13 protein-coding genes and 2 pseudogenes are annotated in these 11,964 nt (G+C 57.8%); 10 read left to right on the forward strand and 5 right to left on the reverse strand.

The window, feature by feature from the left end; translation table 11 throughout:
* Positions 1 to 295: integrase core domain-containing protein (locus tag K408_RS0134500; RefSeq protein ID WP_155248779.1), on the forward strand; the 295-nt coding region annotated here is incomplete at its 5' end.
* Between the two features lie 18 nt (positions 296 to 313).
* Here the strand turns inward: K408_RS0134500 and K408_RS41565 are convergent.
* From K408_RS41565 to K408_RS39545, 3 genes and pseudogenes are all read right to left on the reverse strand, one after another.
* Positions 314 to 454: pseudogene (locus K408_RS41565) on the reverse strand (PAS domain S-box protein); the annotation flags it as partial.
* 232 nt (positions 455 to 686) lie between these two features.
* Positions 687 to 995, reverse strand: a complete 309-nt coding sequence (locus K408_RS42435; protein ID WP_155248780.1) for a hypothetical protein — start codon at positions 993 to 995, stop codon at positions 687 to 689.
* A gap of 139 nt (positions 996 to 1,134) precedes the next feature.
* Positions 1,135 to 1,899, reverse strand: coding sequence for an AAA family ATPase (locus K408_RS39545; protein ID WP_245265975.1), 765 nt, complete (start codon positions 1,897 to 1,899; stop codon positions 1,135 to 1,137).
* Between K408_RS39545 and K408_RS43735 the strand changes: the two are divergent.
* Positions 1,841 to 1,975, forward strand: a pseudogene (locus K408_RS43735) (ABC transporter ATP-binding protein); the annotation flags it as partial. The gene K408_RS39545 and the pseudogene K408_RS43735 overlap by 59 nt on opposite strands.
* 83 nt (positions 1,976 to 2,058) lie before the next feature.
* Here K408_RS43735 and K408_RS39550 read toward each other — a convergent pair.
* Positions 2,059 to 2,886 carry an ABC transporter permease subunit gene (locus tag K408_RS39550; RefSeq protein ID WP_245265976.1) on the reverse strand — a complete coding sequence of 276 codons (828 nt, stop codon included), beginning with the start codon at positions 2,884 to 2,886 and terminating at the stop codon, positions 2,059 to 2,061.
* On the opposite strand from K408_RS39550, the gene K408_RS39555 reads away from it, so the two are divergent.
* The 7 genes from K408_RS39555 to K408_RS0134555 all read left to right on the forward strand — a co-directional run bounded on the left by K408_RS39555 (position 2,879) and on the right by K408_RS0134555 (position 9,629).
* The gene (locus tag K408_RS39555) at positions 2,879 to 3,829 is read left to right on the forward strand and encodes an AMP-binding enzyme (RefSeq protein WP_049820505.1); all 951 of its coding nucleotides are present in this window, start codon (positions 2,879 to 2,881) and stop codon (positions 3,827 to 3,829) included. The genes K408_RS39550 and K408_RS39555 overlap by 8 nt on opposite strands.
* Before the next feature lie 302 nt (positions 3,830 to 4,131).
* A complete protein-coding gene (locus K408_RS0134530; RefSeq protein WP_024343073.1) occupies positions 4,132 to 4,857 on the forward strand; it encodes a transglutaminase-like domain-containing protein in 726 nt (241 codons plus the stop codon).
* Positions 4,854 to 5,303, forward strand: a complete 450-nt coding sequence (locus K408_RS0134535; protein ID WP_024343074.1) for a MaoC/PaaZ C-terminal domain-containing protein — start codon at positions 4,854 to 4,856, stop codon at positions 5,301 to 5,303. Before K408_RS0134530 ends, K408_RS0134535 begins: the two co-directional genes overlap by 4 nt.
* Positions 5,300 to 6,412: an acyl-CoA dehydrogenase family protein gene (locus K408_RS0134540; RefSeq protein WP_024343075.1), complete on the forward strand. Its 1,113-nt coding sequence runs from the start codon at positions 5,300 to 5,302 to the stop codon at positions 6,410 to 6,412. The genes K408_RS0134535 and K408_RS0134540 overlap by 4 nt, the downstream gene beginning before the upstream one ends.
* Positions 6,409 to 7,560 (forward strand): acyl-CoA dehydrogenase family protein, encoded by a 1,152-nt coding sequence (locus K408_RS0134545; protein ID WP_024343076.1) that lies wholly within the window; start codon positions 6,409 to 6,411, stop codon positions 7,558 to 7,560. The genes K408_RS0134540 and K408_RS0134545 overlap by 4 nt, the downstream gene beginning before the upstream one ends.
* A gap of 37 nt (positions 7,561 to 7,597) precedes the next feature.
* Positions 7,598 to 8,407 (forward strand): enoyl-CoA hydratase/isomerase family protein, encoded by an 810-nt coding sequence (locus K408_RS0134550; RefSeq protein WP_024343077.1) that lies wholly within the window; start codon positions 7,598 to 7,600, stop codon positions 8,405 to 8,407.
* A 25-nt stretch (positions 8,408 to 8,432) separates the two neighbouring features.
* A complete protein-coding gene (locus tag K408_RS0134555; RefSeq protein WP_024343078.1) occupies positions 8,433 to 9,629 on the forward strand; it encodes a phenylacetate--CoA ligase family protein in 1,197 nt (398 codons plus the stop codon).
* Here the strand turns inward: K408_RS0134555 and K408_RS39560 are convergent.
* Entirely contained in the window at positions 9,626 to 11,014 is a 1,389-nt protein-coding gene (locus K408_RS39560; protein WP_024343079.1) for a TetR/AcrR family transcriptional regulator, read from the reverse strand. The genes K408_RS0134555 and K408_RS39560 overlap by 4 nt on opposite strands.
* Positions 11,015 to 11,133: 119 nt before the next feature.
* Here K408_RS39560 and K408_RS0134565 point away from each other — a divergent pair, with 119 nt between their 5' ends.
* Complete coding sequence (locus K408_RS0134565; RefSeq protein ID WP_024343080.1) at positions 11,134 to 11,895, forward strand: glucose 1-dehydrogenase; 762 nt, start codon at positions 11,134 to 11,136, stop codon at positions 11,893 to 11,895.
* Positions 11,896 to 11,964 lie beyond the last annotated feature (69 nt).

Below are 11,964 nucleotides of genomic sequence, written 5' to 3' on the forward strand. Positions count from 1 at the left end.
GATCCAGAATGCCTTCGTCGAGAGCTTCAACGGGCGTATGCGTGATGAACTACTCAACGAGACCCTGTTCTTCGACCTCGACGACGCCAGGGCAAAGATCGCGGCGTGGGTTGCCGACTACAACGGCGACCGCCCGCACTCATCGCTGAAATACCTCACCCCGGCGGCCTATGCTGCCACATTCACCGCAACGGGCGATCGGCTGCGCAACCCCGACCAGCTCCGCCGATCGCCCGTTGCTCCACCTGCGCCAATCGGCGTACAAACCCCCGAGACTCTAATTGCCTCTGGATGAAAACTCAGGGGCAGGTCACTTGCCTTGAATCTCTGCAAGCGAATAGCCGACCGCCTTGAGGAAGTTGTCGTTCGCCTTGATGATCGTCCCATCAAGCTTGAATTCGATGATGGCTTGGGACCGATCAACTGCTTGGGCGGTAGCCAAGGCATCTTCGATGGACTATTGTTCCGGCGAAACATGGCAAATCCTTCCACTCAGCAATCGAGTAAGGATGTGCCGACCTCGTAAAGGAATTGCTAACCTGGTGACGATCCCCGTATTTTCACGATAGGCGCGGGCAGGCGCAACCAGAGCAATGGGCGGTGACGCAGGCGCTTCAGCCGTTCCGCGACTCCCCATTATGCGGATATGAATTGTTTCCTATGGGCCGGTACGGTAGGTTCTTCGGCTAGGGATTAACGTCCCCCCTACCCATCGCTTGGCAGCGCTGGCAGGCATGCTCCCAGGCGTCAAAACTGACCGCTGGTGCGTCTTTAGGATTGACCGGCATTACGAAGGGATCATCGCCATGGGCCACGTAGGACTGCCACAAGTCGTCTGCGGACATACCTGGCTTAAATGCTTCGGCAAGCCATTCATCGACGATGGCTCGGCAGGCCGCCAACGCCTCTTCAGCGGTCTCGAACGTGCCATGGTTGAGGCGTTCGGATTCATCCATAAATTTATAATTGTCGTCGATCAGGACTCGATATTTCACGACGCATCCTTGGCGACTGACCCAGCCCGGCAACCGCAGCCGGACAGGACAAGGGATATGTAATATATCCCATGTCCGTCCAGCCGCTTTCGGGTTCAGTCGGACATAATTTTTATGTAATGGGACATGTCCGGCTCGGCTAGTGAAGAAGAACGGCGTCCGGCAAGCCGTAGAGGTCGCGATATAGCACAATCTTGCCGTCGCGCTTTAGTTCGGCTTCAGCACGCCGAAAACGCTTGCTGAGAGTGTCTTCCTTAGCGTCCGGTTCTGTTGTTCTGCAATCGGCGTAGTACTGCTCACGCCAGACGTTCGGATGCACGACCATGGTCGGGGCTTCAGAGGACGGTTCACCTCGCGCCTCGATAGCTCGGCTCAATGAAGAAAGCGCTGCTTCGGCCACCTTTGGAGGCTTCTGTCCATCGATCTGCACGACAATCGGCGCGGAAGTTTCGTCGCCGTCCTGGCCTATACCGAGCGTGACGCTTTCCAGCTTGAAATGCGTGATTACGCCGTCCTGCCCATCATTAGCGCCGGTGCATTCAAACGTGTATTGCTTTGCAGCCCCGCTACCCGTCGCCTTTATGCCGAACGAAACGTCTATCGCGCCGTCCAAATCGATTGCCCCTTTGCCGCGATCATCAGACCAAGGCGAATGATGAATTATGACAACGTGAGCACCAGTCGCGCGGCTAAGAACATCTATCGACTGTACGTATCGTCCCATGTCGCGTGATTGATGCTGGTCGCCCGGACCGAACGTTCTTGTTAGGGTGTCAACGATGACCATCACGCAGCCAGAAGGCCGCGACATATTTCCGGCCCTTACCGTGGAACAGAATCTTATCTTGGGCGAGAAGAAGCCTAGAGGTGCCTCATCGAAAGCCCAGTGGTCCTTGGACGACATGTATCGCTTTTTCCCGCATCTGAAAGAACGCCGATATATCCCCGCGGGGGTGCTTTCAGGTGGCGAGCAGCAGATGCTCACGCTGTGCAGGACGCTTATGGGAAATCCAGACATGATCATAATCGATGAGCCCACGGAAGGACTCGGCCCCCGCATTGTTCACCTTGTCGGCGAGTATTTGGTTGAGCTGAGAAATAGAGGAATTTCGGTGCCCTTGGGACGGAGAATGAGAACCAGGACCAGCAGGATATATGGCAGCATCGGTGCCATCTGTGCAACGGTAATGCGGAGAACGGTGCCGCGCAGCGCGGTCTCTTGGATTCCGAGCGCCGTCAGCAGGGTGAGAACAGAATAGTCCAGCGATACCGCAAAGGTCTGCACCATTCCGATCAAGAGGGATGCAATCAGGGCGCCGGCGAGCGAGCCTAGCCCACCAACGACCACAACAACGAAGATGATGCTGCCGACAGTGGCGGCCATGCCGGGCTCGGTGACAAAGGCATTGCCCCCGATCACACCCGCGAGCGCGGCGAGACCACAGCCTCCTGCAAACACCAGCGTAAACACGCGGGGAACGTTGTGGCCCAGTGCCTCGACCATGGAAGGGTGTGTTAAGGCGGCCTGAACGACGAGGCCCACACGTGTCCTTGTCAGAGCGAGATAAATTGACAGCACATGAGCGACGCAACGAGCATCATTAAACCGCGATAGATCGGAAAGGAGGTGCCATAGAGCGTAAACAGCGGGCCGACGGTGCTGCACGCCATGAATGCCGCCCACACCAACGCGTATGGGATTTCCGTTCATGACGTCGCGATGCCGTTGACGCCGATGTTTCACGTCAACGCCGGAGGCCTTCCCTATATTGCTCCGCTTTGCGGTGCGGCTTTGGTTCTCGTTGGGCCTAAAATTGATGGTGAGATCATGCAGTCTCTTATTGAGTCGGAAAGGGGTGAGTTTCACCACGGGCGTACCGACAATGGTCACGATGCTGATGGAGTATCTAGATCGCAGCGGCAAGCGTATTGATAGTCTGAAGCGTGCTGTGATTGGCGGGTCCTCCGTGCCCGCAGCGATGATCGATCGCATGCGTACCCAGTACGGCTGCAAAATCATGCAACTCTGGGGAATGACGGAGACGAGCCCCGTTGGGGCGCTTTGCACGGAAACGCCGGCTGCGGCGGCCCTGCCGGAAGCGATTCGACGAGAAATAATGTTGAAGGCCGGGCGCGTGTTATTCGGAGTGGAGGTCAAGCTCGTAAGCGATGAAAGCGTGACCGCGTCTCCAGAACGAAGCCGGCAAGGTGCATTGTGGGTACGTGGTCCTTGGACGGCGAAGGCGTATTTCAAGCAGGAAGATCTGCCAATAATGGACAAGGAGGGCTGGTTTCCCACTGGGGACGTGGCTGCGCTGGACGAGTACGGTTTTCTTCAGATTCTGGATCGCACAAAAGACGTCATAAAATCTGGAGGAGAGTGGATTTTGTCGACCGATATCGAGAACATGGTGTGCGGGCATCCCGAAGTCCGTCAGGCCGCTGTCATCGGCGTGCACCATCCAAAATGGGAGGAGCGGCCCCTGCTGATCATTGTTCCCGTGCCCGGGACTTCGCCGACGAAGGAGGGCTTGCTCGACTATCTAAGGCCGAGAATCGCCAGTTGGTGGATGCCGGATGATGTCGTGTTCATTGAAGAGATGCGGATGACGGCGACGGGGAAAATTCGGAAGACGTCACTACGCTGTGTTGCCCGAAAAACAGAGCTCGAGCAGACCTCAGCAGCCGCCACAGCGCAGCGGATGATCATCGCGGAATTTGATAAGCACAGCGTTTGTCTTGGTCACCCTAGACCGTACCGGCTCGTGGTCGAGGATCTCGCTGACCGTCTCATCGATCGGATGCGGCGCGCCGCCACAGCCAGTCAAGCCTAAAACTAGCAGGACGGTAGCCTGGCTTCGCGCACTTACCTCGATCGAGAAACATGCCGGTGAAGGTATCCGGACCGCTTCGCCGAGGTTGTCGATCGGTACGGAGGGCCGGCATTTCAATAGGGTCGACGCGGAACTGCCAGTGGGGCCGCTGCGAATAGATCTCCACAATTGAGGGAGCGGCCGAGGCGGATCGAACGTCCATCTCATTAAGCGGAAATCAAGATTTCGTGCACCGTTGACAGGCCTGCATACGATGGAGTAAATCTAACGTATGTTAGAAAAGTTGCTTCAAGGGGTGGATAATGTCTAGCGCGGATCATCAACCGCCGGCAGATCCGGCGTGGTTCACTTCCCCGACAAACTTTGTCGATAGCGATAGCGCCGAGGTGAGGGCTTTCGTAGAGTCTGCTTTGCGCAACCTGAACTCCAGCGCTTCCGATACCGAAAAGGCAATCCGACTGTTCGAAGCGGTGCGCGATGGCATCCGATATGATCCCTACACGTTTGAACTGAGCCCCGATGCTTATCGCGCTAGCGTGGTGGCAGGGGCGGAGTCTGCTTTTTGTGTGCCCAAGGCGATCTTGCTGACCGCCTGCCTACGTGCTGTTGGCATTCCCGCTGCATTGGGCTTCGCCGACGTTCGTAACCATTTGAATACGCCAAAGCTAACCGAGCTGATGCAAACGGATCTCTTCATTTACCACGGATACGTGCAGCTGTGGCTCGACGGGAGGCCCTACAAGGTTACGCCGGCCTTCAACATGGAGCTATGCAAGCGCTTCGGAGTAAAGCCTCTTCTCTTCGACGGGACGTCTGACGCTCTGTTTCACGAGTTCGACGAAAAGAATCAGAGGCACATGGAATATGTTCATGACCGGGGCTTGTACGTGGATGCGCCAATCGACGAATTCCTGGCGGCGTTCAAAGCAACCTATCCCAAGTTGGAGGAATTCAACCGTTGCCGGATCGCGGGGCAGAGCGGCTTTGACGATGGTTTTGCGCCGACGGAGGAAGGGCATCGGCCGTGAAGTACTTGGAGGATTTCAAGGTCGGACAAATTTTTGCGTTCCGCACCCCTCCCTTAAGCAAGGACGAGATAATTTCGTTCGCCAGGGAATGGGATCCGCAGCGGCTGCATACGGATGAATACTATGCCAAGCAAATCCATGGCGGTCTGATCGCATCGGGGTTCCAGACACTCCTCCTCGTATTCAGGCCGATTATGCGGGACTTCATGACGGGGGTCGCAAACATCGGTGGTTTGGGTTTCGAGAGACTATCTTGGAACGCGCCTGTGCGGGCGAATGAGCCGCTTGATGTTACATTGAAGATGCAGGCAGTGAGGCCCTCCCAAACCAAGCCCGATCGGGGTGTCGTCAGCTACCGTGTCGAAGCGCGCAACATGGCAGGAGAGCCCGTGCTGACCGTCGATACCGCCGCGATGGTTAAGCGAAAGGCAGGGCCGCCGTCATGAGCAATGTGAGGGCGCATTCACAGGACGATTTGCGGATGCTGCGCGGAAGCGTGCGCACACTCTTTGAGCGCGCGGGCGGCATCGCACGCGCCCGTAACGCTCGCGACAAGGGCTGGGACCGACAGGTGATGAACGAACTGGCCCATGCTGGCGTGCTCGGTGTCGCCGCCCCAGAAGCGGTCGGCGGACTTGGCATGGGACTTACAGCGGCCGGTGTGATCGTGGAAGAAGTTGGTCGCGCGCTCACGCCCGAACCGGTGGTGTCAGCCATCGCACTTGCGATCGGAATGATTCAACGGGTATGTCCTGGCGATGCGATGCTCGCTACGGCTATCAGTGGCAAAATCGCCTGCGCCCTCGCGTGGCAGGAACGTGGTCTTCGAGGTTACTCTGACCAAATGGCATGCCGTTTCGACGGTAAAGTGCTGAACGGCTCAAAGGCCTGGATTGCCGGGGCCGTCGGCGCGGATCAATTGCTCGTGGTTGCGCAAAATGATTCGAAGCCCGTTCTCGTTGCCCTCGACGCTGATGGCAAGGGGATCTACTCGGAGCTGCGGCGACAGTCCGACGGAAGCCAGCTCTGCGACATCGGCTTTGTCGACGCCCCAGGTAAATTGCTGGCCGAAGGCTCGGTGGTATCGGAAGCGTTGTCCACCGTCGTCGCCGACGCCACGGCGCTCGCCGCCGCCGAGCTGGTCGGCGTCAGCGCTAAAGCACTCGAACTGACCCTCGATTATGTGAAGACGCGCGAGCAGTTCGGCAAGCCAATCGGGTCGTTTCAGGTCATCCAGCACCGCGCCGTAGACCTGTATGTCGCTCAGCAGGTGGCCGAGGCGGGGGTGAGCGAGGCGCTGGCACGGATGGATGTGAGCGCCGATCAGGGTGCGCGCATACGTGAGGCGAGCCGCGCCAAAGCTCGCGCCTGCAGCACGGCCAAGAGGATCACCCGGGAATCGATTCAACTCCACGGTGCAGTCGGCTATACGGACGAGTTCGACATCGGCTTGTTTCTGAACCGTGCGCTTGTGCTTTCGGCCTGGCTCGGGGATGCCGCCTACCACCGGGCTCGTTGGATGGACGCTCTTGAGGCAAATGAGGCAGGTCGATGACCGACTGGAATGCACTGAGTGACGAAGCGTTCCGCCGCCAGGTTCGCACCTTCTTCGAGACCGAGTATCCCGAAGAGCTACGCCATCTGCCGCATCGGGCGAAGTTCGCCGAGATCCGCCAATGGCACGAGAAGCTCTACGCCAAGGGCATGGTCGCGCCTGCTTGGCCGGTCGAATATGGCGGCATGGGTCTGGAAGCTTCGAAGCTCCTCATCTTTTATGAAGAGCAGCAGCGCTGGGGCGTGACGCGGGGCCGCGACATGGGTGTACAGATGGTCGGCCCCCTTATCATCAAGTTTGGCACCCAGGCGCAGAAACACTACTGGCTGCCGCGTATCCTTACTTGTGAGCACATCTGGTGTCAGGGCTACTCCGAGCCGGGCTCGGGGTCCGATCTCGCCAGTCTGCGCACGAGTGCCGTGATCGACGGCGATTATTTCGTGATCAATGGGCAGAAGATCTGGACCACGATGGCTCATGACGCCACGCACATCTTTATGCTGGTGCGCACCGATTCTCATGCGCGAACAAAACAGGAGGGCATCAGCTTCTTGCTCGCCGAAATGAACCAGCCGGGCATCGAAGTTCGCACGATCACGACGCTCGCGGGTGAAGACGAGTTCTGCGAGGTATTCTTCGACAATGCTCGCGCGCCCCGCGAAAACCTGGTTGGCGAACTGAACAAGGGTTGGACGATGGCCAAGGCCCTGCTCGGCTTCGAGCGAATCTTCATCGGTGCGCCCAACCTGGCGCAAAACGCACTTGTTCAGTTACGGACGATTGCGCAAGGGCGCTGCATGTTCAGCGATCCGGTGTTCCGCGATCGCTTTGCGAAAGTCGCTCTGGATGTTGAGGATCACGCGGCGCTCTATAGCCGCTTCGCCGACCAACTCAAGCGCGGCGAAATGCTCGGTCCCGACGTGTCGATGCTGAAGATCTGGGTCACTGAGACGTTCCAAGAGATTACCGAACTCATGATCGAATCCGCCGGACCTGACGGTGGCCTGATCGGTCCCTTACAGCTCGGCAATGTCGGTGTTGACGTGCTGGCGAACTTCTACAAGGCGCGACCGACCACGATCTACGGCGGGACGAATGAGATCCAGCGCAATATCTTGTCGAAAGCTGTTCTCGGCTTGCCTGGCTGATAGATAATTGCCCTACATTGAAGGAGGAAGAGCACCCATGTCTGACAGCTATGCCAAATACAACAAACTGAAATTCGACTATCCGGCGGACCGTGTTCTTCGGATCACGTTCGATCGTCCCGAAACCTTCAACTCCGTGGATGCGGAAACGCACACGCAAATGACCGACATGTGGATTGATGTCGACCGCGACCCCAACATCAACGCGGTTATCGTGACGGGGGCTGGCAAGGCGTTTTCGGCGGGGGGAGATTTCAGCCTGATCGAAAGGATAGCGGGCAACTTCGACGAGATGATGAGAACCTGGAAGGAAGCCAAGGATCTCGTTTACAACATCATCAATTGCAACAAGCCTATCATCTCGGCGATCAATGGCCCAGCCGCGGGTGCGGGGCTCGTTGTCGGAATTCTGGCTGACGTGTCGATCGCAGGCAAGCGAGCCAAGATTGTTGACGGGCACCCCCGCCTGGGGGTTGCCGCAGGTGACGTAGCGGCGATCATTTGGCCGCTGCTCTGCGGCATGGCCAAGGCAAAGTATTATCTTCTGACGTGCAAGGCAATCTCCGGCGAAGAGGCCGAGCGCATTGGCTTGGTATCCATGTGTGTCGACGATGATCAACTGCAGCAAGTCGCTCTCGACACTGCAGTTGAGTTGGCAAACGGCGCGCAAAGCGCGATCCGCTGGACGAAATATTCACTGAATAATTGGTTGCGCCAGGCCGGGCCAATCTTCGACGCTTCCACTGCGTTCGAGATGCTGGGTTTCATGGGCCCTGACGTCAAGGAAGGCGTGCTGTCACATCGGGAGAAGCGCGCTCCGAATTTTCGCAAGGACTGCCCTATTTAGTTTGCGCGGGAGAGAGGTAGAGCATATGCCCGACGCGATTTACCGGAAGATCGCTGCAGCCTATGGCCAGGCGGCACGTAAGGCGCCCGGCCTAAAGGCACGCTTCGATGCGGCGGGTTTCGACCCGGCAAGCATCAGATCATTGAGGGATCTCTCTCGCCTGCCGGTTCTGAAGAAAGAACAGCTCCTGGCACTCCAAAGGGAAAATCCGCCCTTTGGAGGCTTTCTCGCAGCCGATCTCGAAAGCCTGTCGCGGATCTATGTGTCGCCCGGGCCGATCTTCGAGCCCTCATTGGCGGGAGGTGGCGGGCACGGCTTCGAGGAGCTGTTCAAGGCTGCGGGGATCACGGTGGGCGATCTCCTCCTGAACACATGGTCCTATCATCTGGTCCCGGCAGGTCTTTTGTTCGACGAAGCAGCGCGTGCAGTCGGCGCGACGGTCATTCCCGGTGGTACGGGAAACCGTGAGCTGCAGGCGCAGATCATCGTTGAAACCGGCGTGACCGCGGTCTGCGCCAGCACGGCATTCTTCCTTACATTGGCGGATACGGTAATCGAGGCGTATGGGCGGAACGCTTGGAAGGTCAGATCAGCATTCCTCGGCGGCGAGATGGGCAACTGGATGGCGAAACGGCGTCGTATCGAAGCGGACTATGGCGTTACAACCTGGGCCGCCTATGCGACGGCCGATCTGGGTCTTGTGGCTTATGAGGATGACGGCGAAGGGTATGTTGCGCATCCCAATCACGTGGTGCAGATCTGCGATCCCATCAGTGGGGAACCCTTGGCCGCCGGCGAAACCGGTGAGATCGTGGTGACCGCACGCGACGCCAACTGGCCGATGATCCGCTTCGGCACCGGAGATAGCGGCTTCGCTCTTGAGAGTGACGGAGATGGTCGCGTTACGCGTCTTTCGGCCTTGCAGGGACGAGTCGGCGCGGCCGTAAAAGTCCGTGAGATTTTCGTCTACCCCCGCGCCATCGAAGAGGTGGTTATCGCGACCCCGGGCGTGCGCGCCGCCCAGGCGGTTGTGACATGCGAGAACGATCGTGATACTGTGCGCCTCTTGCTCGTCGCCGAGCCCGGCGCCGATCGTATTATGGCCCAAACACGTGCCATCGAAGCTTTTGCCACCAGTGCACGAATCCGGGCCGATGGCGTGGAATTCATCGATCTCCTGGAGGAGAACGCGTCGCTGATTGTAAACAAGAAAGACGCTTAGCCGGCGTGAGATCCAGCGCGCAAGGCGCGCCGCCTCGTTCGTTTGCTCGTAGAGGGCAAGTCGCGATGATGAAACGAAGGACCGGCATCGTACTGAAGGCCATCCAACAGCAGGCTCTGCAACATCACAATCAATTCAGACAGCGAATAGTATCCATCGCGTTGGCCCTTTTCAGGATTGAACCACTCTACAGTCCAGTTGAGCGCTCCCAGCATGGCCTGCCGCAAAGGCACAACCTTGATATCGGAGCGCAGCTCACCCGCTTCCTGCGCTTTGCGTAAGCAGTCATCCCAAAGGTTCGCGTATTTGTGTCGTATTGGCTGATGACGTGCTCGCACCTTCTTGGGTAGCTGCCCGTAGATGCGGATATTCGCAGACGTAAATTCGCTCAAACGAAAGAGGTACTCCATATGGGTACGGATCGCTGCGGCGATCCGGCTGCGGTGATCGGGAAACTGATGTGTCTTCGAAATGGTCAACGACATTCCGCGCAGGACCGCTCGCAATCCAATATCGAGCACTTCGTCGAGTATCTCATCCTTTGAACTAAAATGATAATAGATGCTGCCTGCTTCCATGCCGGCTTCTTGCGCGATATCTCGCATTGTTGCGGCCTTGTACCCTCTGTCGCGAAAAATCCGCGCTGCAGCGGAGAGCACTTGGACGCGGGTGCGGGATGATTTGCTGTCGTCGGAATCAATCAGGTCCAGGGTTTCCAGTTCGATTGGAGCTGGCTGTTTCAATGGCATGCCGCGTGCGGTGGACATTCCGTCCAAGAGAAGTTTACAAAGGCGCTCAGACAGCATGCTTACGGGATAGCGCGTCGCATCATACCATTCGACTGTCCAATTCATCGCTCCCAGCACGAACTGCCGCAGCGGTACGACTTTGATGTCGCTCCTAATGTCCCCGGCCGCTTGAGCTTCTGCCAAGAAATTGTCCCACACGGAGGTGTAGGCTTGGCGCAGTGGCCGATGGGCCACACGCATGTCCTGGGGAAGCCTCGAGTAATTTCGGATATTTGCCGAAGTGAAATCACTTTCTTTCAGGAAGTACGTCAGGTGCGCGTCGATCATCAAGGCGAATGTCTGTCGGAAATCCCTGCCGGAGAGCCGGCAATCCTCTCGGACCTTCTGCACGGCGTCGAAAACGTGCCGTACGCCCAATCGAAGGATTTCGTCGAAGATCGCCTCCTTCGACGCAAAGTGATAATATAGGCTACCCGCCTCCATACGCGCAGCCTTCGCGATCTTGCGGAGCGTCGTGGCATCGTATCCTTCATCTCGAAATAGCTTCGCGGCGGCGCTCAGGATGAGGGCGCGCGTCTGCTCCGACTTGCCATGATTTTTTCCAGTAGTTCCAAGCTGCGGTGAGGGCGAATTCATATTGTGTAATTTGCCTCTAGACATCGAAATAGCAAGTGCGATAATCTAACATACGTTAGAATTTGGTCGCCTAAGGTAGAACACCGATGGCGTATCCGCGGAAGGGAGGGGTGATAACCATGCGCGGGCTAAAAGGGAAGCGGACAATCGTAACCGGCGGCGGCAGCGGGATCGGACGCGAAGTATGCAAGCGATTCGCCGAAGAAGGCAGCGAGGTCGCCGTATTCGACACAAATGCCGCGGGTGCGGCTGAAACTGTGAAGATCATAGGGGACGCAGGTGGCAAAGCGACTGCCCACGCCGTTGACATCACCGAACGTGCGGCAGTCGATGCGGCTGTGGCCGAGGTGGAGAAAGGCGGGCCCATCAATGTTCTGGTCAACAATGCCGGCTGGGACGTCCCTCGACTTTTCCTGGAATCCGACGCAACGCTCTGGAAAAAGGTTATTGACATTAACCTCTACGGTCCCCTGAACATGCATCACGCGGTACTTCCGGGCATGGTTAGAAACGGAGGCGGGCGCGTGGTCAATATCAGTTCCGACGCGGGCCGCGTTGGCTCCTCAGGCGAAGCTGTTTACTCGGCCTGCAAGGGCGGCATTATCGCCTTCACCAAGACAGTGGCGCGGGAATTGGCGCGCAAGGGAATACAGCTCAATGCCGTGGCCCCAGGGCCGACCGACACACCGCTTTTCGCCGAATTCTCGAAGGGCGAAGGTGGCGAGAAAATCGCGGAAGGTCTCAAGCGTTCCATTCCGATGCGACGGCTCGCGCAACCGACCGACTACCCGGGGATCATCTGCTTCCTTGCCTCCGACGACGCTGGTTTCATCACCGGCCAAGTGATTTCGGTCTCCGGCGGGCTGACGATGCATGGATGACGCGCGCGACGGCGGCGCCCTCAACTTGTGGATTGATACGGCCGGACCGTGCCGAGATACCGTATCGGA

It is taken from the genome of Bradyrhizobium sp. in8p8 (genome assembly GCF_000426845.1).
GTDB lineage: Bacteria > Pseudomonadota > Alphaproteobacteria > Rhizobiales > Xanthobacteraceae > Bradyrhizobium > Bradyrhizobium japonicum_C.

Bases quoted from the DNA above. Each gene is read 5' to 3' on its own strand.
- K408_RS39545 (WP_245265975.1), bottom strand. From the start codon at position 1,899: ATGTCGTCCAAGGACCACTGGGCTTTCGATGAGGCACCTCTAGGCTTC.
- K408_RS39555 (WP_049820505.1), top strand. From the start codon at position 2,879: ATGGTCACGATGCTGATGGAGTATCTAGATCGCAGCGGCAAGCGTATT.
- K408_RS0134530 (WP_024343073.1), top strand. From the start codon at position 4,132: ATGTCTAGCGCGGATCATCAACCGCCGGCAGATCCGGCGTGGTTCACT.
- K408_RS0134540 (WP_024343075.1), top strand. From the start codon at position 5,300: ATGAGCAATGTGAGGGCGCATTCACAGGACGATTTGCGGATGCTGCGC.
- K408_RS0134545 (WP_024343076.1), top strand. From the start codon at position 6,409: ATGACCGACTGGAATGCACTGAGTGACGAAGCGTTCCGCCGCCAGGTT.
- K408_RS0134550 (WP_024343077.1), top strand. From the start codon at position 7,598: ATGTCTGACAGCTATGCCAAATACAACAAACTGAAATTCGACTATCCG.
- K408_RS0134555 (WP_024343078.1), top strand. From the start codon at position 8,433: ATGCCCGACGCGATTTACCGGAAGATCGCTGCAGCCTATGGCCAGGCG.
- K408_RS39560 (WP_024343079.1), bottom strand. From the start codon at position 11,014: ATGAATTCGCCCTCACCGCAGCTTGGAACTACTGGAAAAAATCATGGC.
- K408_RS0134565 (WP_024343080.1), top strand. From the start codon at position 11,134: ATGCGCGGGCTAAAAGGGAAGCGGACAATCGTAACCGGCGGCGGCAGC.